19 protein-coding genes are annotated in these 23,448 nt (G+C 67.4%); 10 read left to right on the plus strand and 9 right to left on the minus strand.

Annotation, left to right across the window (positions count from 1 at the left end; translation table 11 throughout):
* Nucleotides 1–36: 36 nt before the first annotated feature.
* The 5 genes from AC3WOS_RS24650 to AC3WOS_RS24670 all read left to right on the plus strand — a co-directional run bounded on the left by AC3WOS_RS24650 (nt 37) and on the right by AC3WOS_RS24670 (nt 6,316).
* Entirely contained in the window at nt 37–1,221 is a 1,185-nt protein-coding gene (locus AC3WOS_RS24650; RefSeq protein WP_492719452.1) for an isovaleryl-CoA dehydrogenase, read from the plus strand.
* Nucleotides 1,222–1,452: 231 nt separating this feature from the next.
* Nucleotides 1,453–3,279 carry a bifunctional isocitrate dehydrogenase kinase/phosphatase gene (gene aceK / locus AC3WOS_RS24655; protein ID WP_492719454.1) on the plus strand — a complete coding sequence of 609 codons (1,827 nt, stop codon included), beginning with the start codon at nt 1,453–1,455 and terminating at the stop codon, nt 3,277–3,279.
* Complete coding sequence (locus AC3WOS_RS24660; RefSeq protein ID WP_492719456.1) at nt 3,272–4,471, plus strand: acetyl-CoA C-acyltransferase; 1,200 nt, start codon at nt 3,272–3,274, stop codon at nt 4,469–4,471. Before aceK ends, AC3WOS_RS24660 begins: the two co-directional genes overlap by 8 nt.
* A gap of 9 nt (nt 4,472–4,480) precedes the next feature.
* Nucleotides 4,481–5,149, plus strand: coding sequence for an SDR family oxidoreductase (locus AC3WOS_RS24665; RefSeq protein WP_492719458.1), 669 nt, complete (start codon nt 4,481–4,483; stop codon nt 5,147–5,149).
* A 39-nt stretch (nt 5,150–5,188) separates the two neighbouring features.
* Nucleotides 5,189–6,316 (plus strand): acyl-CoA dehydrogenase family protein, encoded by a 1,128-nt coding sequence (locus AC3WOS_RS24670; protein WP_492719460.1) that lies wholly within the window; start codon nt 5,189–5,191, stop codon nt 6,314–6,316.
* Nucleotides 6,317–6,702: 386 nt separating this feature from the next.
* On the opposite strand, the gene AC3WOS_RS24675 is transcribed toward AC3WOS_RS24670, so the two are convergent.
* Entirely contained in the window at nt 6,703–8,616 is a 1,914-nt protein-coding gene (locus tag AC3WOS_RS24675) for an ABC transporter substrate-binding protein (RefSeq protein WP_492719462.1), read from the minus strand.
* A gap of 91 nt (nt 8,617–8,707) precedes the next feature.
* Between AC3WOS_RS24675 and AC3WOS_RS24680 the strand changes: the two genes are divergently transcribed.
* Both AC3WOS_RS24680 and dacB read left to right on the plus strand, forming a co-directional pair.
* Nucleotides 8,708–9,946, plus strand: a complete 1,239-nt coding sequence (locus tag AC3WOS_RS24680; RefSeq protein ID WP_492719464.1) for a nucleoside recognition domain-containing protein — start codon at nt 8,708–8,710, stop codon at nt 9,944–9,946.
* 2 nt (nt 9,947–9,948) lie between these two features.
* A complete protein-coding gene (dacB, locus tag AC3WOS_RS24685) occupies nt 9,949–11,433 on the plus strand; it encodes a D-alanyl-D-alanine carboxypeptidase/D-alanyl-D-alanine endopeptidase (RefSeq protein WP_492719466.1) in 1,485 nt (494 codons plus the stop codon).
* Here dacB and AC3WOS_RS24690 read toward each other — a convergent pair.
* Complete coding sequence (locus AC3WOS_RS24690; RefSeq protein ID WP_492719468.1) at nt 11,406–12,299, minus strand: LysR family transcriptional regulator; 894 nt, start codon at nt 12,297–12,299, stop codon at nt 11,406–11,408. The two genes, dacB and AC3WOS_RS24690, sit on opposite strands and share 28 nt — an antisense overlap.
* Before the next feature lie 108 nt (nt 12,300–12,407).
* Between AC3WOS_RS24690 and AC3WOS_RS24695 the strand changes: the two genes are divergently transcribed.
* Entirely contained in the window at nt 12,408–13,391 is a 984-nt protein-coding gene (locus tag AC3WOS_RS24695) for an aldo/keto reductase (RefSeq protein WP_492719470.1), read from the plus strand.
* A 116-nt stretch (nt 13,392–13,507) separates the two neighbouring features.
* On the opposite strand, the gene AC3WOS_RS24700 is transcribed toward AC3WOS_RS24695, so the two are convergent.
* From AC3WOS_RS24700 to AC3WOS_RS24730, 7 genes are all read right to left on the minus strand, one after another.
* Nucleotides 13,508–14,119, minus strand: a complete 612-nt coding sequence (locus AC3WOS_RS24700; protein ID WP_492719472.1) for a M15 family metallopeptidase — start codon at nt 14,117–14,119, stop codon at nt 13,508–13,510.
* Between the two features lie 76 nt (nt 14,120–14,195).
* On the minus strand, nt 14,196–15,137 hold the full coding sequence (locus AC3WOS_RS24705; RefSeq protein ID WP_492719474.1) for an N-acetylmuramoyl-L-alanine amidase: 942 nt from the start codon (nt 15,135–15,137) through the stop codon (nt 14,196–14,198).
* Nucleotides 15,134–16,081 (minus strand): N-acetylglucosamine kinase, encoded by a 948-nt coding sequence (locus AC3WOS_RS24710; protein ID WP_492719475.1) that lies wholly within the window; start codon nt 16,079–16,081, stop codon nt 15,134–15,136. Before AC3WOS_RS24710 ends, AC3WOS_RS24705 begins: the two co-directional genes overlap by 4 nt.
* A 5-nt stretch (nt 16,082–16,086) precedes the next feature.
* Nucleotides 16,087–17,730 (minus strand): glycoside hydrolase family 10-like protein, encoded by a 1,644-nt coding sequence (locus AC3WOS_RS24715; RefSeq protein ID WP_492719476.1) that lies wholly within the window; start codon nt 17,728–17,730, stop codon nt 16,087–16,089.
* 64 nt (nt 17,731–17,794) lie between these two features.
* Complete coding sequence (locus AC3WOS_RS24720; protein WP_492719478.1) at nt 17,795–19,081, minus strand: MFS transporter; 1,287 nt, start codon at nt 19,079–19,081, stop codon at nt 17,795–17,797.
* Between the two features lie 46 nt (nt 19,082–19,127).
* Entirely contained in the window at nt 19,128–20,009 is an 882-nt protein-coding gene (gene murQ, locus AC3WOS_RS24725) for an N-acetylmuramic acid 6-phosphate etherase (protein WP_492719480.1), read from the minus strand.
* Nucleotides 20,010–20,084: 75 nt separating this feature from the next.
* Complete coding sequence (locus AC3WOS_RS24730) at nt 20,085–20,825, minus strand: GntR family transcriptional regulator (protein ID WP_492719481.1); 741 nt, start codon at nt 20,823–20,825, stop codon at nt 20,085–20,087.
* A gap of 217 nt (nt 20,826–21,042) precedes the next feature.
* Between AC3WOS_RS24730 and AC3WOS_RS24735 the strand changes: the two genes are divergently transcribed.
* Together AC3WOS_RS24735 and AC3WOS_RS24740 are read left to right on the plus strand one after the other, a co-directional pair.
* The gene (locus AC3WOS_RS24735; RefSeq protein ID WP_492719483.1) at nt 21,043–22,458 is read left to right on the plus strand and encodes an FAD-dependent oxidoreductase; all 1,416 of its coding nucleotides are present in this window, start codon (nt 21,043–21,045) and stop codon (nt 22,456–22,458) included.
* Between the two features lie 298 nt (nt 22,459–22,756).
* On the plus strand, nt 22,757–23,413 hold the full coding sequence (locus tag AC3WOS_RS24740) for a retropepsin-like aspartic protease family protein (RefSeq protein ID WP_492719485.1): 657 nt from the start codon (nt 22,757–22,759) through the stop codon (nt 23,411–23,413).
* The last annotated feature ends 35 nt before the right edge of the window (nt 23,414–23,448 follow it).

The raw sequence follows: 23,448 nt of genomic DNA on the forward strand, positions 1-23,448 counted from the left end.
TGTCCCACCACCACCCACACGACAATAGAGGATGACATGCTCCATCTCCCCGGCCTGACCTTTGACCATGGCGAAGACATCGCCGCCCTGCGCGAAGCCGTGCAACAGTTCGCCGCCGCCGAAATCGCCCCGCGCGCCGCCGACATCGACCGCAACGACCAGTTCCCCATGGACCTGTGGCGCAAGATGGGCGAGCTGGGCGTGCTGGGCATCACCGTCGGCGAGGAATACGGCGGCGCCAACATGGGCTACCTGGCCCACATCGTGGCGATGGAAGAAATCTCGCGCGCCTCGGCCTCGGTCGGCCTGTCCTACGGCGCCCATTCCAACCTGTGCGTGAACCAGATCAAGCGCAACGGCACCGAAGAGCAGAAGCGCAAATACCTGCCCAAGCTCATTTCCGGCGAATACGTGGGCGCGCTGGCCATGTCCGAGCCGAACGCCGGCTCCGACGTGGTGAGCATGAAGCTGCGGGCCGAGTTCAAGGGCGACCGCTGGGTACTGAACGGCACCAAGATGTGGATCACCAACGGCCCCGACGCCGACGTACTGGTGGTGTACGCCAAGAACGACCTGGAAGCGGGCCCGCGCGGCATGACGGCCTTCCTGATCGAAAAGGATTTCAAGGGCTTCTCCGTGGCGCAAAAGCTCGACAAGCTGGGCATGCGCGGCTCGCACACGGGCGAACTGGTGTTCGAGAACTGCGAAGTGCCGGCCGAGAACGTGCTGGGCGGCCTGGGCAAGGGCGTCAACGTGCTGATGTCGGGCCTGGACTTCGAACGCACCGTGTTGTCCGGCGGCCCGCTGGGCATCATGCAGGCTTGCATGGACAACGTGGTGCCCTACATCCACGATCGCAAGCAATTCGGCCAGCCCATCGGCGAATTCCAGCTGATGCAAGGTAAGATAGCCGATATGTACTCGACCATGATGGCGTGCAAGGCATATGTGTACGCCGTCGGTCAGGCTTGCGACCGGGCCACAACCCCGGAAGCGGTCCGCCAGCTGCGCAAGGACGCGGCGGGGGCCATTCTGTACAGCGCGGAAAAAGCCACCTGGATGGCCGGCGAGGCCATCCAGACCCTGGGCGGCAACGGTTACATCAACGAGTATCCGGTGGGCCGCCTGTGGCGCGACGCCAAACTGTACGAGATCGGCGCCGGTACCAGCGAAATCCGCCGCATGCTGATCGGTCGCGAACTGTTCGCAGAGACCATGTAGTGGACTGTCACGGTAGAATCGGGAGTGAAGGACGTGCCGGTGGCGCACAGGGCAAGGCGCAAAGCGCAGCGATAGCGGGCTATCGCGAGCATTTGCAACGCGGCCATGCGCGGCGCCGGCGCGGCAGGCACTACCGATTCGAGCGTGACAGTTCACTCGGGCTGGGGCGGTCCGTACGCCGTTCCCGCGCGGGAACGGCGCTCACTCACCAGCCCAACCGCGAGTAGGACGATGACCCAAGCTGCCTTTCCCAAACTGCTGTCTTCCCAGATTGCCTTCGATATCGCGCGCACCATCCGCGACGGTTTCGACAAGCACTACCGGCTGTTTCGCCAGACCAGTCAGCAAGCCAGGCAGCATTTCGAACGGGGCGCGTGGCGCGAGGCCCAGCAGGCCGCGCGCGCCCGCATCGGCTTTTACGACCAGCGCGTGCACGAATGCGTGCAGATGCTGGAAGATGAATACGACCCGGCCGAGCTGACGGACGAAGTGTGGCGCGAACTGAAGCTGCACTTCATCGGCATGCTGTCGGACCACAAGCAGCCGGAACTGGCCGAAACGTTCTTCAATTCCGTCTGCTGCAACATCCTGCACCGCACTTATTTCCACAACGATTTCATCTTCGTGCGGCCCGTCGTGTCGACCGAATACATCGAGACGGAAGAGCTGTCGCCCACTTACCGGGTCTATTACCCTGGCAAGGACGGCCTGCATGTGGCGCTGCGGCGCATCATCACCAATTTCCAGCTGGACGCGAAGTTCGCCAACCTGGACCGCGACGTCGACCTGGTGGAAGCCCGGCTGCGCCAGCTGTTCGGCACCATCCGCATGGAGCCCAACCACCAGATCCAGGTGCTGTCGAGCCTGTTTTTCCGCAACAAGGGCGCCTACATCGTGGGCAAGGGCATCAACGGCAACAAGGAATTCCCGTTCATCGTGCCCATCCTGCACAACCGCAACGGCGAACTGATACTCGACACCGTGCTGTTCGACCTGGAGCAGATCACGGTGCTGTTCTCGTTTACGCGCGCCTACTTCCTGGTCGACATGGAAGTGCCGTCGGCCTATGTGCAATTCCTGCGCAGCCTGATGCCGCGCAAGCCGCGCAGCGAGATCTACACCATCCTCGGCCTGCAGAAGCAGGGCAAGACGCTGTTCTACCGCGACTACCTGCAGCACCTCAAGCATTCGTCGGACCAGTTCGAGATCGCACCCGGTATCCGCGGCCTGGTGATGCTGGTGTTCGCGCTGCCGTCCTTCCCCTATGTGTTCAAGGTCATCAAGGATTTCTTCCCGGCGCCCAAGGACACCACGCGCGCCCTGATCAAGGAAAAATACCTGCTGGTGAAGAATCACGACCGCGTGGGCCGCATGGCCGACACGCTCGAATATTCGAACGTGGCCTTCCCCCGCCACCGCTTCACGGAAGAGCTGATCGCCGAACTCAAGCACTTCGCGCCGTCGCTGGTGGAGGAGGACAAGGAACAGATCATCATCAAGCACCTGTACATCGAACGGCGCATGGTGCCGCTCAACATCTGGCTCAGCAACGCGGAAAAGGATGGCGACGACAGCCAGATCGAACACGGCATCCTGGAATACGGCAACGCCATCAAGGAACTGGTGACGGCCAACATCTTCCCCGGCGACATGCTGTACAAGAACTTCGGCGTGACCCGCCACCAGCGCGTCGTGTTCTACGATTACGACGAAATCGAATACATCACCGACTGCAATTTCCGCGTGATCCCGCCGGCGCGCACGGAGGAGGAGGAAATGGCCTCCGAACCGTGGTACCCGATCGGCAGGCACGACGTGTTCCCCGAACAGTTCGGCCACTTCCTGCTCGGGAACGCCAAGATCCGCAAGTACTTCATGAAACACCACGCCGACCTGCTCACGCAGGAGTACTGGCAAGCGCGCAAGCAGCGCATCGCGGATGGTTACGTGGAAGACGTGTTCCCCTATCCGCAGCACATCCGTTTTTGCCATCAGCACCTCACCACCCCCCCGGCGGTCACGCCGCCCCCCTTTATGGAGACTCTAGAAAATGAATGATCCTATCGTTATCGTCGGTGCCGCCCGCACCCCCATGGGCGCCTTCCAGGGCGACTTCTCGAGCAAGAGCGCCAACGACCTGGGCGGCGTGGCCATCGCGGCCGCCGTCGAGCGCGCCGGCGTCGATCCCAAGCTGGTCGAGCACGTTTATTTCGGCAACTGCCTGATGGCCGGCCAGGGCCAGGCGCCGGCCCGCCAGGCCCTGCTGAAGGGCGGCCTGCCGACCTCGACCGGCGCCGTCACCCTGTCCAAGATGTGCGGCTCGGCCATGCAGGCGGCCATCTTCGCCCACGACCAGCTGGTGGCCGGCAGCGCCGAGGTGGTGGTGGCCGGCGGCATGGAATCGATGACCAACGCGCCGTATCTGGTGCCCAAGGCCCGCGGCGGCTACCGCATCGGCCACGGCATGCTGTTCGACCACATGATGTACGACGGCCTGGAAGACGCCTACTCGCGCAACGAGAAGACGGGCGAAGGCCGCTCCATGGGCACCTTCGCGGAAGAGTGCGCGGCCAAGTACCAGTTCACGCGCGAGGCGCAGGATGCGTTCGCCATCGCGTCCGTCAAGCGCGCCCAGCTGGCCACGGCGGAAGGCTACTTCAAGTGGGAAATGGCGCCCGTGACCGTGTCCGGCCGCGGCGGCGACACCGTGATCGACCAGGATGAAGGCCCGCTCAAGGCCAAGCTCGACAAGATCCCCGCCCTGCGTCCCGCCTTCAAGAAGGATGGCACCATCACGGCCGCCTCGTCCTCCTCCATCAACGACGGCGCCGCCGCGCTGGTGATGATGCGCGCCTCCACGGCCAAGAAGCTGGGCCTGGCCCCCATCGCCACCGTGCACGGCCACGCCACCCACGCCCAGGCGCCCGACCTGTTCGCCACCGCCCCCATCGGCGCCGTGCAGAAGCTGTACGCCAAGGTGGGCTGGAGCACCAAGGATGTGGACCTGTTCGAGATCAACGAAGCGTTCGCCGCCGTGGCCATGGCCGCCATGCACGACCTGGAGATCCCGCACGACAAGATCAACGTGCACGGCGGCGCCTGCGCCCTGGGCCACCCGATCGGCGCCTCCGGCGCCCGCATCCTGGTCACCCTGATCGGCGCCCTCAAGCGCACCGGCGGCAAGCGCGGCGTGGCCGCCCTGTGCATCGGCGGCGGCGAGGCGACGGCGATGGCGATCGAACTGGCGTAAAGGTATCTCATGCCCACCGCACTTATCATCGGTGCCTCGCGCGGCATCGGCCACGAACTGACGCGCCAGTACCTGGCCGATGGCTGGCGCGTGATCGCCACCGCCCGCCAGGAGCCAGACTGCCAGCTGCTGGCCGACCTGGGCGCCGAAGCCCACCCGCTGGACGTGACCAACGTGGAAGCGTGCGCCGCCCTCGGCTGGCGGCTGGACGGCGAACAGCTGGAAGTGGCCATCCTCAACGCCGGCGTGTACGGCCCGCGCCACGATGGCTTCCCCCTGCAATCGGACTTCGACACCGTGATGCACACCAACGTGCTGGCCGCCATGCGCCTGCTGCCCATCGTCGCGCCGCTGGTGTGCGCGGCGCGGGGCAAGCTGGCCGTGATGTCCTCGCACATGGGTTCCCTGTCCGAGCGCGACAACGCCAGCGGCACGCTGTACCGGGCCAGCAAGGCCGCCCTCAACTCCGTGCTGATCGACACGTCCATCCAGTTCGGCGTCCAGGGCGCCACCTGCGTGGCCCTGCATCCGGGCTGGGTGCGCACCGACATGGGCGGCGCCGACGCCGACCTGGCGGTGGAAGACAGCGCGGCCGGCATCCGCCGCACGCTGGCCGGCCTGCCGCATGCGGATCACGCGGTCTACCGCAACTACGACGGCACCCCGATCGGCTGGTAAGCCGAGCCGCCGCCAACCACTTCACCTGAGACGTTTTCCATGATACTGAGCGACGAACACAACATGATCCGCGACGCCCTGCGCGCCTTTGCCCAGGAGCGCCTGGCGCCCAACGCGGCGCGCTGGGACAAGGAACATTATTTCCCCAAGCAGGAACTGAAAGAACTGGCCGCGCTCGGTGCGTTCGGCGTGGCCGTGCCGGAAGCGCTGGGCGGCGCCGGGCTCGATTACGTCTCGCTGGCGCTGGTGCTGGAAGAGATCGCGGCCGGCGACGGCGGCACCTCCACCATCATCTCCGTCAACAACTGCCCGGTGTGCAGCATCGCCATGATGTACGCCAACGCGCGCCAGCAGGAACAGTGGCTGCGGCCGCTGGCCCAGGGCGACATGCTGGGCGCGTTCTGCCTGACGGAACCGCACACGGGCAGCGACGCGGCGGCCCTGCGCACCACAGCCACGCGCGACGGCGACAGCTACGTGCTGAACGGCGTCAAGCAATTCATCACCAGCGGCAAGTATGCGGACGTGGCCATCGTCATGGCCGTGACGGACAAGGCGGCCGGCAAGAAAGGCATCAGCGCGTTCTGGGTGCCAACGTCGACGCCGGGCTACATCGTGGCCGGGCTGGAGCAGAAGATGGGCCAGCACTCGTCGGACACGGCCCAGATCCTGTTCGAGAACTGCCGCATCCCGGCCGAAAACCTGATCGGCGAAGAAGGCCAGGGATACAAGATCGCCCTGTCCGGGCTGGAAGGGGGCCGCATCGGCATCGCCTCGCAGGCAGTGGGCATGGCGCGCGCCGCCTATGAAGCGGCGCTGCGTTATGCGAAGGAGCGGGAAAGCTTCGGCAAGCCCATCTATGAACACCAGGCCGTGCAGTTCCGCCTGGCCGACATGGCGACCCAGATCGAAGCGGCGCGCCAGCTGATCCGCCACGCGGCCTCGATGAAGGACGCCGGCTTGCCGTGCCTGAAGGAAGCGGCGATGGCCAAGCTGTTCGCCTCCGAGATGGCCGAGCGGGTCTGTTCCGACGCGATCCAGGTGCATGGCGGCTACGGCTATGTATCCGACTTCCCTGTCGAGCGCATCTATCGCGACGTACGCGTGTGCCAGATCTACGAAGGCACGAGCGACATCCAGAAGCTCCTGATCGCCCGCGCTCTCTAACCCAAAATGGGGACGTACCCCATTTTTCTGAAATGGGGTACGTCCCCATTTTTCTGTGCTGGCGACGGACGAAAAAAAAGCTCGCCGGAGCGAGCTTTATTCCAATGTATTACCTATGCTTTAATCGTGCCGGACGCCAGTGCTATCTGCAAAGTGCCTCCAGAGTCTCGGGCGCCCATGCTATCTGCATAGTGCCCCCAACGTGTAAATCGACCAACGTATTCGGAGTTACAAATCCAGGCGTTTGCGGCTTTGCACAATTTGAACTTACACAATACAAATCGCTGCGCATGCTACTGGATAGCGGGACTGCTTGCGAACAAACCTCACCACTGAACGTAGTGTAACATAGTTTTTTGTGCGACGCACAAATTCTTTTCCAGCCGTTACTTGCGGTGCTCCACGTCCACGTAGCGCCAGGCCGTCAATTCCACCGGGTGGCGCTTGTAGTGCTTGAGCCACGGTTGCTGCAGGTCGGCCGAGATGGGATGGGTCAGCAGCACCCACGGCGCGTAGGCGTGCAGCAGCTGGGCCATTTCATCGAACAGCCGGGTACGCTCGGGCGAGTCGCCCAGCTTGCCGGCCTGCTCGTAGCGCTGGTTGAAGGCGGGCAGGTTGAAGCGGGCGTAGTTGGCGCGGCCGCTGTTGGGGCCGTACAGCAGCTGGTAGAAGTTGTCGCCGTCGGGGAAGTCGGCGATCCAGTTGGTTTCGAACATCATCACCTTGCCCAGCCGCGAGGCCTTGATCACTTCCGTCTTCTTGTCGCTCTTGAATTCGACCCGCAGGCCGATGGCGTTCAAATTCTTGCGCCACAGCTCGTCGCGCAGCCGGCCCACCGTGGTCGGCTCGGTATGCATGACCAGCGTCAGCGGCTGGCCGTCGGGCTGGCGGCGGAAACCGTCCGCGTCCAGGCGGTAGCCGTAGCGGTCCAGCAGCGCGCGCGCCAGCGCGGGGTCATACGCGGTCGGGCTGCGGAAGGCCGGGTCGTAGCCCAGCACGTTGGGCGGCAGCGGCGTTCGCGCCGGCAGGGCCAGGCCTTTCTTGAGCAGGGCGATGTCTTCCGCGCCGTTGTAGCCGAGCGCGATGGCGCGCCGCAGCGCGACCTTCTCCTTGCCGTAGCCGCCGATCAGCGGGTCGTCCATGTTCATCCACATGTAGTAGGTCTGCAGCACGGGGAAGGGCGTCAGTACCACGCCCTTGCGCGCCAGCTCCGGCCTGAGCGTGGGCGTGGCGTCGGCCGTCAGCACCATGTCCTTCATCGATTCGGGCACTTGCTCCAGGTAGTCGAATTCGCCGTTCAGGAAGCCCAGCATGCGCGACTGGTATTCCTCCATGATCTTCACTTCGACCCGGTCCACCAGCGGCAGGCGCTTGCCTTCCAGCGCGGCGGCCAGTGCGCGGTCGGCCGGCGCCACGTCCGGGCCGGCATGGAACACGGTGGGGCGGTAGTCCGGATTGGCCAGCAGCGTGATCTTGTCGCTGTGCTTCCATTCACCGATCACGAACGGCCCGGTGCCGACGGGGTGGTTGCCGAACTGGCTGCCGTAGGCATCCGCCACTTCACGCGCCACCACGCCTGTGGCGGGAATGGCCAGGTAGAACAGGAAGTTGGGATCGGGCGCGTTCAGGCGCAACTGCAGCGTGTATTTGTCCAGCGCCCGCAGGCCGGCGATGGCGCGGTCGTAGCGGAAGCCGTCGCCCTTGAGCGCGCTGTCGCCCACCAGCTTGCCTTCGAGCAGGAACAGCCACGGCGACTTCAGGGCCGGGTCGTACAGCCGCATCAGGCTGTACACATAGTCCTGGGCCGTCACTTCGCGCCGCGCGCCGTGGAAGGTGGGGTCGGGCGAGAAGACCAGGCCGGGCTTGAGGTGGAAGGTGTAGCGCAAGCCCCCTTCATCGATGGTGGGCATGGCACTGGCTGTGTTCGGCTGCAGCCGCACGGGACGGGCCAGGTAGTCGTAGCGCAGCAGGGGATCGAACAGGTTTTCCAGCAGGCTGAGACTGGCCAGGTCGGAGGCGACGGCCGGGTCCAGCCCCGTCTCGCCCGTGCTGAGGAAAGCACGCAGCACCTTGGGCGCGGTCGACGATGCGACGGCGGATGCAGCTGCGGGCGTAGCGACAGCTGCTGCGGTAGCGGCGGCGCGGGCAGCGGCGGGCACGGCCCTGGCAGCGGCAGCGGCAGCCGGCGCGACCCCGACAGGCGCAGGCGCAGTGGTCTGCATGGCTGCTCGCGCGGCACCGCTCCAGCCTGCCAGCGCCAGCAGAGCACCGGTCAGTATCAGTTTCCAGTAACGCTTCATGTGATATCCAGTTGAGATTGCGCGGCCAGCATACTCTATACTCTGCCTGCAACATTGCCTATCCCATCTAGCCCGAGGAACACCCCGCTCTATGTCGCTCAATTACATCTGGTCTGGCTTTTTCCTGGTGGGCTTTGCCGCGGCGCTGGCGCAGTGGCTGTTCCTGGGCGACACGGAAATCTTCAAGCGCATCATCGAAGGCACGTTCGATTCGGCCCGCATGGGCGTGATGGACATCGCCCTGCCGCTGGCCGGCGTGATGACGCTGTGGCTGGGCATCATGAACATCGGCGAAAAGGCCGGCATGGTCAATCTGCTGGCGCGCGTCATCTCGCCCTTCTTTTCGCGCATCTTCCCGGAAGTGCCGAAGAACCATCCGGCCACCGGCCACATGGTGATGAACTTCTCGGCCAACCTGCTGGGCCTGGACAACGCGGCCACCCCGTTCGGCCTGAAGGCGATGGAATCGCTGCAAACGCTCAACCCCAACAAGGATGAACCGAGCAACGCGCAAATCATGTTCCTGGTGCTGCACACGTCCGGCCTGACCCTGATCCCGGTGGCCATCATGGCCCAGCGCGCCATCCTGGGCGCACACGATCCGTCCGACATCTTCATCCCCTGCATGATCGCCACCTACGTGGCCACCATGGCCGGCATCATCGGCGTGGCGATACGCCAGCGCATCAACCTGTTCAACGGTGTCGTGCTGGGCTGGCTGGGCGGCATCACGGCCTTCATCGGCCTCACCGTCTGGTATTTCACCCAGTACCTGGCGCGCTCGGAAATCGAGCAGGTGTCCAAGGTGGTGAGCAACCTGGTGCTGATCGTCGTGATCGCCGCCTTCATCATCGGCGCCCTGTGGAAGAAGGTGAACGTGTACGAAGCCTTCATCGAAGGGGCCAAGGGCGGTATCCAGACCTCGATCACCATCATTCCCTACCTGGTGGGCATGCTGGTGGCCATCAGCGTGATCCGCAACGCCGGTGTGCTGGGCTTCGTCATCGGCGCGCTGGACTGGGTGGTGGTGCACCTGGGCTGGAACGCGGACTTCGTGCCCTCGCTGCCGACGGCCCTCATGAAGCCGCTCAGCAGCAGCGCCTCCAAGGCCCTGATGATCGACGCCATGAAGACCTACGGCCCCGATTCCTTTATCGGCCGCCTCACCTGCGTGTTCCAGGGCTCGGCCGACACCACGTTCTACATCGTGGCCTTGTACTTCGGCTCGGTCGGCATCCGCAAGACGCGCTATGCCATTTCCTGCGGCCTCATCGCCGACTTCGCCGGGGTGGTGGCAGCCGTCCTCGTATCCTACGCTTTCTTCCACTGACCATGTCCATGCTGCGCCGCCATCTCCTCGCCGCCCTGTTCGCCGCCAGCGGCGCCGTCCACGCCCAGCTACCGGAACCGGTAGCCCAGCTGCTGGAGACGGCCCGCATCCCGCAGGAGGCGATGGGCGCCGTGGTGCTGCGCAACGGTACGCCGCTGCTGACGCACGGCGCCGGGCGCAGCATGCAGCCCGCCTCCACCATGAAAGTGCTGACCACCATGGTGGCGCTGGAACAGCTGGGCCCCATCTTCCGCGGACGTACGGAAATGCGTACGACCGCCGAGCTGGTGCGCGGCGTGCTGCGGGGCGACCTGTACCTGCGCGGCGGCGCCGACGCCGATTTCAACGAGGATGTGCTGACCCGCATGCTGCAGGCGTTGCGCAACGAGGGCGTCTGGCGCATCCAGGGCAACATCGTGCTCGACCGCCAGCTGTTCCAGCCCTCCCAGCCGGACCCGCAGGCGCCGCCGTTCGACGAATACCCCTACGCCTACTACAACGTGGTGCCGGACGCGCTGCTGCTCAACACCAACCTGCTGCGGCTGGAATTGCGCTCCACGGGCAGCCAGCTGTCGGCCGTGATGCTGCCGGCCATGGAAAAAGTGGCCCTGAAAACGGACCTGAAACTGGTCGACACTCCCTGCGCCCTGTGGGAAACGGGCTGGAAGCCGCCCGCGGCCGTACGCACGGACGGCAAGATCAACGTGCTGCTGCGCGGCACCTTCCCCAAGGATTGCAGCAAGGCCACCAGCATCAACGTACTGGACCGCCACGACTACCTGGAACGCCTGCTGCGCACCACGTGGAAGCGCCTGGGCGGCGTGCTCAACGGCGACGTGCGCGAAGCCGATGCGGCCGGCGCCACCCCGCCCACGGCGCGCCTGCTGGCCGAGCATGTCTCGCGCCCCCTGCCCGAGCTGCTGCGCGACATCAACAAGCAGTCCGACAACACGCTGGCCCGCACCCTGTTCCTCAGCCTGGGCAGCCTGGAAGCGGACAGCGCGCTGGGCAGCCACCCGCTGCCGCCCACCGCCGACAGCACGGCCGCCCGCGCCGAGCAGCGCATCCGCGCCTGGCTGCAGGAACGGGGCATCGCCACCGAAGGCCTGGTGCTGGAAAACGGTTCCGGCCTGTCGCGGCTGGAGCGGGCCACGCCGGCCCAGCTGGCCGCGGTGCTGCAGGCCGGCCAGCGCAGCCTGTGGATGCCGGAATTCGTCTCCAGCCTGCCCATCGCCGGCCTCGACGGCACGTTGCGCAAGCGCCTCAAGGATAGCCCGGCCGCGCTGCATGCGCGCCTCAAGACGGGCAGCCTGAGCGGCGTGGTGGCCATCGCCGGCTATGTGCCCGACGCCAGCGGCCAGCCCTGCGTGGTGGTGGCCTTCATCAACGACGAGCACGTGGCCAACGGCGCCGGCCGCGCCGTGCTCGATGCGCTGGTGGACTGGGTGGCGCGCGTCCCTCAGGCGCCGGTGCCGCCGGCCAGGTAATCGATCAGGGCCCGCACCTTCAAGGCCAGATGCGGCCCGGGCAAATACACGGCGTAGGCCGTGCCCGCGTAGGGCGCGCCAAAGGTCCACTCCGGCAACACTTGCACCACCCGGCCCTGGGCCAGCGCCGCCTGCGCCGCGAAATCGGGCACCAGGCCGATGCCGCCGCCCGCTTCCACCACGGACAGCAGGGCGCCGCTGTTGTTGATGGTGAGCCGCGACGGCACGCTGACGCTGACCCGTTCCTCGCCGCGCTGCAACTGCCAGCGCTCGCCGAAGCGGGCATAGCCGAGGTAACAGCAGCGGTGGCCCGGCAATGCGTCGGGCGTGAGCGGCGCCCCTTGGCGGGCCAAATACTGCGGCGCGGCTACCAGCACATAGCGGATGGGCAGCAGGGGCCGCGCCGCCAGCCCCGGCGCCAGCTCGTCGGCGATGCGCAGGGCCAGGTCCACGCCATCCTCGACCAGATCGACGAAACGGTCCACCAGCGTCAGCCGCACATCCACTTCCGGATACAGGTCGAGAAAGGCAGGCAGCCGTGGTGCCAGCCACACCTGGCCGAACACGACGGGCGCCGTCATCCGGATCACGCCGTTGGGACGGGCGCTGTAGCTGCCGGCCAGCGCATGCACTTCGCGCGCCGTGCTCAGCATGCGCACGCAGGCCCCATGCACCTGGCGGCCCAGCTCCGTCAGGGCCAGCGAACGGGTAGTGCGGTGCAGCAGCCGGCCACCCATGTGGGCCTCCAGCCGCGACACATGGCGGCTCACGGCCGACGTGGTCAGCTCCAGCTGGCGCGCAGCGGCGGAAAAGCCGCCGCAATCGACCACGCGGGCGAACACCGCCATCTCGTTCAACATCTCCATCCCGCCTCCACCGTTGCACTGAGTTCAACAATGCTTTGCATTCTAAGGTAATTGTGTACCTTTGGCAGATGGACGATACTATTTCCATCACATTAACAGGAGGGAGCGATGGAACAACGCAAACTGGGCCGCTGCGGCCTGACGGTATCGGCCATGGGACTGGGCTGCATGGGCATGAGCGGCGTGACCTACGGCGCGGCCGACGAGGCGGAAGCCATCGCCACCGTGCACCGCGCGCTGGAACTGGGCGTGACCTTCTTCGACACGGCCGAGCAGTACGGCCCCTACACCAACGAAACGCTGCTGGGCAAGGCGCTGCAGGGCCGGCGCCAGCAAGCCGTGGTGGCCACCAAGTTCGGCTTCGACATCAACGCGGACGGCCAGACGGTGGGCGTGAACAGCCGGCCCGAGCACATCCGGCTGGCGGTGGAAGGCTCGCTGCGGCGGCTGGACACGGACTACATCGACCTGCTGTACCAGCACCGCATCGACCCGCAAGTGCCGATCGAGGAAGTGGTGGGCGTGATGGCCGAGCTCGTGCGCGAGGGCAAGGTGCGCTACCTGGGCCTGTCCGAGGCCGGCGTGACCAACATCCGCCGCGCCCACGCCGTGCATCCGATCAGCGCGCTGCAAAGCGAATATTCGCTGTGGGAGCGCAACCTGGAAGACGAGATCCTGCCCCTGCTGCGCGAACTGGGCATCGGCCTGGTGCCGTTCAGCCCGCTGGGCCGGGGCTTCCTGGGCGGCACGGCCCGCCGCGCGGAAGAATATCCGGCCACGGATTTCCGCCACCTGGATCCGCGCCTGCAGGGCGCCAATTTCGACGCCAACATGGCGGCGGCGCAAGCCGTCCACGCGCTGGCGGCCGCGCGCGGACTCACGGCCGGGCAAGTGGCGCTGGCCTGGGTGCTGCAGCAGGGCGAGGACCTGGTGCCCATCCCCGGCACGCGCCGCCGCAGCTACCTGGAGCAGAACGCGGCGGCGGCCGAAGTCACGCTGAGCGCGGCGGACATGGCCAGCCTGGAACAGGCGCTCAGCCACGTCTCCGGCCTGCGCTACAGCCCGGAACGGCTTGCGATGGTGGACCGCTGACGGGAAAGGCCCTGGCGGCCCCGGCGGCGAAGCCGGGTCCCGGCACCGGGACGGGCATGCCACCGCAGCGCTGCCCGCTGCCGTCGTCGGCGGGCGGCGGGAGGCGTCGCGGACGGTTACAGCACGCGGGTATAACTGCCCCGTATCCGGTCGCGGTCGCCGCAGTCGAAATGCCACCATTCCGTGTTGATCCCAACCCAGCCGGCCTGCTGCATGGCGTCGCGCAGCAGCTGGCGGTTGCCGGCCTGGGTGGCGCTGAGTTCGCCGCTGGCCAGCAATTGCGCCTCCAGCGCAGGATGTGAGCGCTCACTCAAGTCGTCGAAGCCGGTGCCCATGTCCAGCTCGCAGCCTTGCTCATCGAGGATGGTCAGGTCCACGGCCATGCCGAAGGAATGGATGGAGCCGCGCGCCGGCGCGGCGATATAGGCCAGCAGTTCCGTGCCCTGCAGCGCCAGCCACAACTGCTCCTGCACCCGCTGCGGGCGCAGCGCGTCCAGCACCAGCAGGCGGTAGCCGGGCCAGTGCAGGGCCAGCCAGGCGACGGCCTGTTCCAGCGCGGCGGCCGCTTCCTGGTGCAGCCAGGCGCAGTCGAGCGGCGAGTACAGGTCGCGCCCGACGAAGTTGTCCACCGTGGCATAGCGCAGTTCGACGGCAATGCCGGCCACGCTGGCCAGCGGCCGGAAACCGCCATGGCTGGCGATCGTTTCGCAGGATACGGCAGGATGCATGCTGTCCTCCAGAACGGCGTAGGCTAAGCATACCGGAAAGCGCGGTCGCTGCTAAGGGTAGGACGCGCTCTGTTCTTCAGTGCCCCTCGACCGGGTCCGGCGGCGGCGAGGAGGGCGCCGCCGGTGCAACGGACGGCGGTGCGGGCTGGGTCGCAAACGGCTGCGCGGCCGGCACGCCCGGCGGTGGCAGCGGCAAGGCCGGCGACGTCAGCGTATCGAGAATGGCGGCCGTTTCCGCATCCGGCTCGCCGTCGAAGCGGGCCTGGCGGTACTTGGACTGGAACACCACCAGCACGTTGCGGGTGGCCGCGTCCAGCTCGCCCGTCTGCGGCACGGCATAGCCATGCTGCGCCAGTTTCTGCTGGAACCAGCCGATTTCGGGCAATTGCGCCTGGAACAGGGGCAGGCGGGCGGCCACCTGCACGGCACTGGGCCAGCGCACCAGGCCCGCATCGGCCAGCTGCTTCCACGGGAACAGGGGACCGGGGTCCTGCTTGCGCTGGGGCGCGATGTCGCTGTGACCCAGCACGTTCTCGGGCGGAATGTTGTGGCGCGCCATGATCTGCTGCAGCAGCGGTATCAGCTGGTCGACCTGGGCCTGCGGGAAGGGATACCAGAGCCGCCCTTCCGGCGTGTCGCGAAAACCGGGGTTGACGATCTCGATGCCGATCGAGCTCACGTTCAGCTGTGTATAAGTCTTCCAGTTACTCACACCGGCGTGGTTGGCCTGGCGCGACTCGTCCACCAGCGTGTAGAAGAACGGTTGTTCGCCGTCCGTCAGCAGGTAGTGGCTGCTGACCACGTCCTGGGTCAGGGTCTTGAGCGAGCGCGTCAGGTCGCCCGCCGTGTAGTGCAGCACAATGAACTTGACGCGGTCGCTCTGGCCGCGGGCCGTGTAGCTGTGGTCGAGGCGGGGGCCGGACGGCGCCACGGCGCAGCCCGTCAACAGGGTCAGCAGGGCCAGCGGCAACAGCGCGGCGCGCGGGCCGGGACGGCGCGTCAGGAAAGCACTCTTCATGGGTGGGATCGCAAAGGAGCGGTAGGAAAATGGCGGGCCTGGGCCGCGATGCGGGCCGCCGCGTGATGGGGCCGCACGGTCTTTTGCTGCAGCGGCACGTGGGCCGGCAACTCGGCGCGCATCGATTGCACCAGCAGCGGATGCAGCTCGGCCGCGCGGCCGGCCAGCACCACGGGCCGCAGGCCGTAGCGCTGCACCATGGCGCGCGCCAGCCGGGCCAGCTCCAGGCCGGCGTCCAGCAGGATGCGGCGCGCTTCCGGGTCGGCCTCCGCGCTGGCGGCCACGGCCACCGCCAGCCGGCCGATGGTGCCCCGGTCCTGGCCGTACATGAACTGGCGGCTGTGGGCCCAGTCGCTGCCGCCCAGGTGGGCGAACACGGCCTGCGCCAGCGGCGAGTCTTGCCAGGCACCCGGCGTTTCATCCTCGCGGCGCCAGATGCTGCGCAACGCTTCGCGCGCGATCCAGTAGCCGCCGCCGCCATCGTCGAGCAGCACGCCGCGCCCGCCGGCCCGGTGGAACTGGCCGTGCTCATCGACCCAGGCCGCGATCGAGCCCGTACCGGCATATACCAGGTAGCCGTGGCCGGGCGCGAAGGTATCCAGGCAGGCGATCTCGATATCGTTGCGCACGGTGACGGCGTCCGGCCCGATGGCCAGCAGCGTGGCCAGCCAGTGCGCCAGCTGCACGCTGTCGCCGCCAAAGCCGGTCAGGCCGGCGCACACGGCGTCCGGCCGGCCGGCCGCCAGTACGGCCGCGCACAGGGCCGTGAAACTGGCGTGGACGGCGGCGCGGCCCGCGTCGCTTTCCATCTGCAGGGCCGACAGGCCGCCCACGTGGCCCTCGGCCACGATCACGCCGTCGGCGGCGGCCAGCGCCCAGCGGGTCTGGGTGCCGCCGGCGTCGATGCCCAGGCCGAGGCGGGGTGTTTGATGGGCGAGCGTCATGGCGATCAGGCGGCTGCCACCGTCACGCGCACGCTCTCGTTGCCGAGCCGGTCCACGGCGCTGACGACGACGGCACTGGCCGCGCCCGCCATCCCATCGTCGGGCAGGCGCAATTCCGTGCGCGTGCCGGGGGCGACGGCGAAGCGCCACTCGTTGCCGTAGCGCGACCACACGGCAAACTGGGCCACGGCCTTGCCGGCGCCGGGCGCCAGCTTGAGGGCGAGGCCGGCGCCGTCGCGCCGCGCCGTCACGGCCGGGGCAAGCGGCGCCGCCGCGCCCAGCCACGGCGTGGCCGGCACCAGCGCCGCGTACTGGTAAGCCTGGGCCTTGAGCTGGTCGCTCACGCCCTTGCGGTTCTCCATCAGGGCCGCCACGCTGAAATGCAGGTGGCCATGGCCGCCCGCCCGGCTGCGGGTGACGCCGATCTGCTTGACGATCTCCTCCGGCGGGAACGCCTTGCTGGAATTGTCGATGCGGCTGGTGTACAGGCCCGGCCACACGTGGCGGCCATGGGTGTTCTGCGCCAGCCAGTAGTCGAGCAGCACGTCGAACGCTTGCGGCGCCTGCGCCACCGGCCAGTACAGCTGGGGCGCCAGGTAATCGAGCCAGCCGCTGGCCAGCCACAGCTCCGCGTCGGCGTACAGCTTGTCGTACTGGCTGAAGCCGACGATGCCGGGCGGGCGCCGGTCCGGCCGGCCGATGCCGAACGGGCTGACGCCAAAGCGCACCCATGCCTTTTCCTTGTGGATGCCCTTGTACAGGGCTTCGATCAGCTGGTTGACGTTCTGCCGCCGCCAGCCGGCCCGGTCCAGCTGGCCGCCGGCCAGCAGGTAGCGCTGCCACGATGGCTGGTCGGGAAATTCCAGTTCCGCCTTCGGCGCCGCGCCGCCGTCGAGCGCCGCGCTCTCGGCGCCGGCCGCGTTGGGGGCGTCGATCGGGTAGGGATAGAAATAGTCGTCGATGTGGACGCCGTCGATGTCGTAGCGGCGCACCACGTCCAGCACCACGTCCAGCGTGTGGCGCGAGGCGACCGGTTCGCCCGGGTCCATCCACAGGAAGCGGCCGTAGGGCTTGACGGCGTCGGGCTGGGTATTGGCGATGTGGCCAGGCGTGAGGGGCGTCCTGGCCGTCGCGTGGCGGGCCCGGTAGGGGTTGAACCAGGCATGCAGCTCCAGTCCGCGGGCGTGGGCCTGGTCGATCCAGAATTGCAGCGGATCGTACATCGGGCGCGGGGCGCGGCCCTGCTGGCCGGTGAGGAATTCCGACCACGGTTCCAGTTCGGACGGGTAGATGGCGTCGGCGCTGGGGCGCACCTGCAGCACGATGGCGTTCAGGTTCAGGGCCTTGGCGCGGTCCAGGATGGCCAGCGCCTCGGCCTGCTGCTTGTCCACGCTCAGGTTGCTGCGGCTGGGCCAGTCGATATTGGCCACCGTGGAGACCCAGGCGGCGCGGAACTCGCGCGGGGCCGCCGGCGGCGCGGCCGGGTCGGCGGGCGTGCCGCCAGCGCTGCCCGTGCCGGGGCCAGTACCGTTACCGGGGCCTGGGCCCGCGCCGGGCGGCACGGGCTGGGCCGGTGTGGCCGGCGCCAGCGGCGTGGAAGTACAGCCGCTCAACAGCGCGGCCAGGCCGCCGGCCACGCAGGCGGCCAAGGACTGTCGCTTCTTCGCATTAAACTCCACTTCCCGTTCCCCGATTCAGATGACGCGCAATGCCCTATTGTAATGCGGCCGGCGTCTGTTTCCGGCCGAACTGGGGGTCGATTTTCACCAGCGCGGCCATGATGAAGGCCGGCACCGTGGCCACGCAGACCCAGATGAAAAAGTGCTGGTAACCGAGCCGCTGCTGGATCCAGCCGCTGGCCATGCCAGGCAGCATCATGCCGAGCGCCATGAAGCCGGTGCAGATGGCGTAATGGGCCGTCTTGTGTTCGCCTTCGGCCACCATGATCATGTACATCAGGTAGGCGGCAAAACCGTAGCCGTAGCCCAGCTGTTCCAGCGCCAGACTGGCCCCGATCAGGTAGACATTGTGCGGCAGCGCGCTGGCCAGGTAGACGAACACCAGGTCCGGCACATGCACGGCCAGCACCATGCCCCACAGGCAGCGCTTAAGGCCGAAACGGGCCACGGCCAGCCCGCCCAGCAGGCCGCCCGCCGTCAGGGCCAGCACGCCGATGGTGCCGTAGACCAGCCCCACCTGGGCCGTTGTCAGGCCCAGTCCGCCCTTGTCGGCCGGGTCCAGCAGGAATGGCACGGCCAGCTTGAGCAGCTGCGCCTCGCCCAGCCGGAACAGCAGCAGGAAGCCGAGGATGACGGCGATACCGGGCTTGCGGAAGAAACTCTTGAAGGTGGCGAAAAAATCGTGCAACAGGGCGCCGCCGGCGGCCGGCGGGCGGTCCGCGGCCGGGCGCGGCAATATCAGCTGGTGATAGGCGAACAGCAGCACGAACAGGGCCGCCAGCACGAAGAACACCACCGACCACGCCAGCCGCACATTGCCCGTCCCCTCGGCCAGCTTGCCGGCCAGGTAGACCAGCCCGCCCTGGCCGGCGATCATGGCCAGCCGGTAAAAGGTGGAACGCACGCCGACAAAGGCGGCTTGCTGGTGCTGGGGCAGGCCCAGCATGTAGAAGCCGTCAGCGGCGATGTCGTGGGTGGCGGAACTGAAGGCCATCAGCCAGAACACGGCCAGGCTGAGCTGGAAGAACTGGGGCAGGCTGGTGGTCAGGGCCACCAGCGCCAGCGCCGCGCCCAGCGCCAGCTGCATGCCGACGATCCACAGCCGGCGCGTGCGCAGCAGTTCCACCAGGGGCGACCACAGGGGCTTGATGACCCACGGCAGGTACAACCAGCCCGTGTAGAGGGCGATGTCGGTGTTCGACACGTCCAGGTTCTTGTACATCACGACCGACAGCGTCATCACCACCACGTAGGGGATGGCCTGGCCGAAATACAGGGTGGGCACCCACCACCACGGACTGCGTTGCTGCGCTTGCTCCATACATTCCTAACGATTCAGTTTTCAATACCGCAACGTCAAAAATGTATCATTTCATCAACGCGGCCCGGACGCTGCCATCCGCCGCATCCAGCCAGGCCTGGGCCTGATCCACGTCCGTGTGCCGCAACAGGGCCACGATGGCCACCTTGACGTGGAAACGGCATTGGGCCAGCACGTGCCGCGCGGCCGCCTCGTCGGCGCCGGTGGCGTGCATGGTGAGCTGGACGGCGCGCTGCATCAGCTTGGCGTTGGTCGGTTGCAAGTCTACCATCAAGTTCCCGTACACCTTGTGCAGCCTGACCATCAGGGCGCTGGACAGCGTGTTGAGCACGATCTTCTGGGCCGTGCCGGCCTTCAGGCGGGTGCTGCCGGAAATGATTTCCGGCCCCGTGTCGAGCGTGATGCCCTGGTCGGCCTCGCGCACCAGCGGCGAACCGGCATTGTTGGCGATGCCGATGGTGTACGCGCCCAGCTTGCGGGCCGCCAGCAGCGCCCCCAGCACATAGGGCGTGACGCCGGAGGCGGCCAGCAGCAACACCACGTCGTGCGGGGCCGGGTAGAGCCGGCGCAGGTCGGCCGCGCCCTGTTCGGCATTGTCCTCGGCCCCTTCCACGGAGGCGAACATGGCCGGCTGGCCGCCGGCCAGCACGGCCAGCGCCCGCTCGTGGGGCCAGGAAAAGGTGGGATACAGTTCTACGCTGTCGAGTACGCCAAGCCGGCCCGAGGTGCCGGCGCCCACGTAGATCAGGCGCCCGCCGGCGCCGATGCGGGGCAGCATCGCTTCCACGGCGGCGGCAATGGCGGGCGCGGCGGCCCGCACGGCCTGCACGGCCCGCGCCTGATCGTCCACCAACGCCGCGACCAGGTCCGGCAGCGGATATTGGTCCAGCTGGCCGTGGTCCGGATGGGGGGTTTCCGTTTTCAGCATCGCCGTGTCCCGAAAAGGTGACAGGGTCAGTGTAATCCCAAACCAGTCCCTGCTGCCATGAAAGCTTGCGGCAGATCAGGTCGGGCGGCGCATTTCCGCCACGAAATCGTAATGATCGCTGTGGCAATAGGAATGGGTGAGCTCCATGGCCTCGCCCGACTCCAGGTAGGCGATGCGGGTGATGTAGAGTACGGCCTGGCCTTCCGGCACGCCCAGCTGGCGGGCCAGTTCGGCCGACGCGTTCATGGCGCGGATGTGCTGCAAGGCCCGCACCGGCGCCTTGCCGATGCTCTCCAGGTATTGGTACAGGGAATTGCCCACCGCCTCGGGATCGGCCAGGATGGTTTGCGGCAGTACGCTGACCTCGTAGGCCATCACCACCTCGTCGGCCAGGCGCAGGCGCTCGAGCCGCGCCACCTTGGAATAGGGCGACAGGCCCAGGCTCAGCTGCTCGTCCGGCGACGGCGTGACGATGGAACGCTTGAGCCAGCGCGAGCCGGGCTGGTGGCCGCGCTGCTGCAGCTGCTCGGAAAAGCTGGTCAGGTTCGACAGCGGCTGCTCGATGCGGGGCGCGATGTAGTTGCCGGAACCGCGGCGGCGCACCACCAGGCCCTGGTCCACCAGCTGGTCGATGGCTTTGCGCGCCGTCACCCGCGACACGTTCAGCAATTCCGACAGCGTCCGTTCGGACGGCAGGGCCTGGTCTACCTGGTAGCGGCCGTTGTGCACGTCATCGGTCAGCTTGCGCGCGATTTGCATATACAAGGGCGAATTGTCCTTGTCGTCGGGTTTGGATACAGCACTGCTCTGGCTCATACGAATCTCCTATCGCCGCTAGTGTACTGGCGTTAGGGGGCGCACGTGTAGTCCGAATACATGAATTCGCGGCCGGTGTGGCGGAAAACGGGCAGCCAGGGCGCAATGTGGCCGATGAACGTGCGGTTTTTGTTGGCCGATGCGGGGCACCGGGCCTATGCTGGGCCTATGTTGGGCCGAAGTTGGGCCATATGGCACGCGTGGCGGATGGAGGGCAATGATGGGACAGGAAGTGATCGTCATCGGTGGCGGCGTGGTGGGCCTGACCACGGCCTGGTGGCTGCTGGAAGCGGGCTACCGCGTGCGCGTGCTGGAGCGCGCGGCCGAGCCGGCCAGCGGCGCCAGCCACGCCAACGGCGGCCAGCTCAGCTACCGCTACGTGTCGCCGCTGGCCGACGCGGGCGTGCCCCTGAAGGCGCTGCACTGGCTGCTGCAGCGCGACGGCCCGTTGCGCCTGCGGCCCGAGGCGGACCCGCGCCAGTGGCGCTGGCTGTGGCAATTCCTACGGCGCTGCAACACCGTCAGCAACGCGCGCACCACGGCCGCGCTGTTGCAGTTGGGCGAGTGCAGCCGCGCGGCCATGCAGCAGATGATGACGCTGATACCGCCGGACGCATTCGCGTGGCGCGCGCCGGGCAAGCTGGTGCTGTATCGCTCGCCAGCGCTGTTCGACCAGGCCGCCGCGCGGGCGCGGGCGGAACTGGCGGCCGGGGCCAGGGGCGAGGCTGGGGGCGAGGCTGGAGCTGGAACTGAAGTCGGCGCCGGCGTTGGAGCTGCGGTCGGTATTGGAGTTGCGGCCGGCGCTAAAGGTGGAGCTATAGCGAGAGATGCGGCAGGGGCTGTGGCCGGGGCTGGCCTGCGCGACGGGCAAGATGTCCGGTTCTTGTCGCCGGCGCAAGCGACGCAGCTGGAACCGGCACTGGCCACGCTGCAGCCGGCGCTGGCCGGCGCCATCTTTACGGGCGGCGAGGCGTTGGCCGATTGCCGTGCGTTTTGCCTGTCGCTGGCGCGGCTGCTGCAAAGCCATCCCCGCTACCAGGGTACATTGCACGGCGACGCACACGGCTGGCGCATCGCAGCCGGCAAGTTGGTGGCACTGGAAACGAGCCTCGGGCCGCAGCAGGCCGACCAGTTCGTACTGGCGGCCGGCATCCAGAGCCGTGACCTTGCCGCGCGCGCGGGCCTGCAGCTGCCCCTGTATCCGCTCAAGGGCTACAGCCTGAGCGCGCCGGTCCGCCCAAGCGACCTGGCGCCCTCCATCAGCGTGACGGACTTCGAGCGCAAAACGCTGTATGCCCGTATCGGCGACCAGTTGCGGATCGCGGCCATGGTCGACCTGGTGGGCGAGCGTCCCGCCATCGACCCGCGCCGTATCGCCAGCCTGCTGCGCACGGCCCGCGCCGCCATGCCCCGCGCGGCCGACTTTGAGCAGGCCATTCCCTGGTCCGGCCTGCGCCCGGCCACGCCGGACGGCGCCCCCATCATTGGCGCGACATCCGTGCCCAAGCTGTGGCTGAACGTGGGCCACGGTCCGCTCGGCTTCACGTTTTCCTGCGGCAGCGCCAGCCTGTTGGCCGGCATGATGCAGGGCCGGCCCGCGCCGTTTGCGCTCGACGACCTGATCCTGCGCTGAACGGCCGGCACGGCACTGCGCGTGCGATCCCAGCAATGGCGGGGACAGGGTACATGGGGCACAACTGTTCCATTGCTGCGGCAACGTGTCTCGTCTGCCCAAAATGGGGACGTACCCCATTTTTCAAGAAAACCGTGTTGCGTCCCCGTTTTCTCCCCGTTTCCTGAAAAAGGGGTACGTCCCCATTTTAAAAAGGGGTACGTCCCCATTTTCTCGGCGGCGCCGGTGACCATTCGATAGTTTCCTTATGGCACCACTCTTATACAATGGGGCTCTCCATTTACCGCGAGCCGATGCCATGTTGCCACTCTCCGCCTTCCGCGCCGTCCCTGCCCGGCTGCTGGCCGCCTGCCTGTTCCTGCTGGCCGGCACCGCCCAGGCGGCCGATATCAGCGTGCTGGGCCTGTTCACGGGCAAGGCGCTGCTGGTGGTCGACGGCGGCGCGCCCAAGACTTATGCCGTGGGCGACAAGATCGCCGGCACCGCCACCCTGGCCGAGGTGGACCGCAACGGCGCCACCATCGAGGAGGGCGGCCGGCGCCATACCATCGCCCTCGGCCAGTATGTGGGCGCGCCCGCCAGCGCCCAGGGCAAGGTCACGCTGTCGGCCAGCGAGGGCGGCCACTTCATCGCCAACGGGCAGATCAACGGCGTAGGCGTGCGCATGATCGTCGACACGGGCGCGACCTTCATCGCCCTGCCGGCCGCCGAAGCGCGCCGGCTGGGCATCGATTACCGCAAGGGCCGGGTGGTGCCCGTCAGTACGGCCAACGGCACCGTGCCGGCCTACGTGGTCCGCCTCGACAGCGTGCGGGTGGGCGAGCTGGAGCTGTTCCAGGTCGATGCCCTGGTGCAGGAGGGCGGCCTGTCCGTCATCTTGCTGGGCAACTCTTTCCTGAACCGCTGCGATCTGCAACGCAACGCCGGGCAAATGACGCTCACCCGCCGTTTCTAGTCCCCGCCGCGCTGCCCGCCCCCGGCCGCCGGGGC

This window comes from Rugamonas sp. FW305-51 (genome assembly GCF_058786935.1).

Excerpts from the sequence above, each read along its gene's own strand:
- AC3WOS_RS24650 (WP_492719452.1), top strand. The coding sequence starts at position 37 with ATGCTCCATCTCCCCGGCCTGACCTTTGACCATGGCGAAGACATCGCC.
- aceK (WP_492719454.1), top strand. The coding sequence starts at position 1,453 with ATGACCCAAGCTGCCTTTCCCAAACTGCTGTCTTCCCAGATTGCCTTC.
- AC3WOS_RS24660 (WP_492719456.1), top strand. The coding sequence starts at position 3,272 with ATGAATGATCCTATCGTTATCGTCGGTGCCGCCCGCACCCCCATGGGC.
- AC3WOS_RS24665 (WP_492719458.1), top strand. The coding sequence starts at position 4,481 with ATGCCCACCGCACTTATCATCGGTGCCTCGCGCGGCATCGGCCACGAA.
- AC3WOS_RS24670 (WP_492719460.1), top strand. The coding sequence starts at position 5,189 with ATGATACTGAGCGACGAACACAACATGATCCGCGACGCCCTGCGCGCC.
- AC3WOS_RS24675 (WP_492719462.1), bottom strand. The coding sequence starts at position 8,616 with ATGAAGCGTTACTGGAAACTGATACTGACCGGTGCTCTGCTGGCGCTG.
- AC3WOS_RS24680 (WP_492719464.1), top strand. The coding sequence starts at position 8,708 with ATGTCGCTCAATTACATCTGGTCTGGCTTTTTCCTGGTGGGCTTTGCC.
- dacB (WP_492719466.1), top strand. The coding sequence starts at position 9,949 with ATGTCCATGCTGCGCCGCCATCTCCTCGCCGCCCTGTTCGCCGCCAGC.
- AC3WOS_RS24690 (WP_492719468.1), bottom strand. The coding sequence starts at position 12,299 with ATGGAGATGTTGAACGAGATGGCGGTGTTCGCCCGCGTGGTCGATTGC.
- AC3WOS_RS24695 (WP_492719470.1), top strand. The coding sequence starts at position 12,408 with ATGGAACAACGCAAACTGGGCCGCTGCGGCCTGACGGTATCGGCCATG.
- AC3WOS_RS24700 (WP_492719472.1), bottom strand. The coding sequence starts at position 14,119 with ATGCATCCTGCCGTATCCTGCGAAACGATCGCCAGCCATGGCGGTTTC.
- AC3WOS_RS24705 (WP_492719474.1), bottom strand. The coding sequence starts at position 15,137 with ATGAAGAGTGCTTTCCTGACGCGCCGTCCCGGCCCGCGCGCCGCGCTG.
- AC3WOS_RS24710 (WP_492719475.1), bottom strand. The coding sequence starts at position 16,081 with ATGACGCTCGCCCATCAAACACCCCGCCTCGGCCTGGGCATCGACGCC.
- AC3WOS_RS24720 (WP_492719478.1), bottom strand. The coding sequence starts at position 19,081 with ATGGAGCAAGCGCAGCAACGCAGTCCGTGGTGGTGGGTGCCCACCCTG.
- murQ (WP_492719480.1), bottom strand. The coding sequence starts at position 20,009 with ATGCTGAAAACGGAAACCCCCCATCCGGACCACGGCCAGCTGGACCAA.
- AC3WOS_RS24730 (WP_492719481.1), bottom strand. The coding sequence starts at position 20,825 with ATGAGCCAGAGCAGTGCTGTATCCAAACCCGACGACAAGGACAATTCG.
- AC3WOS_RS24735 (WP_492719483.1), top strand. The coding sequence starts at position 21,043 with ATGATGGGACAGGAAGTGATCGTCATCGGTGGCGGCGTGGTGGGCCTG.
- AC3WOS_RS24740 (WP_492719485.1), top strand. The coding sequence starts at position 22,757 with ATGTTGCCACTCTCCGCCTTCCGCGCCGTCCCTGCCCGGCTGCTGGCC.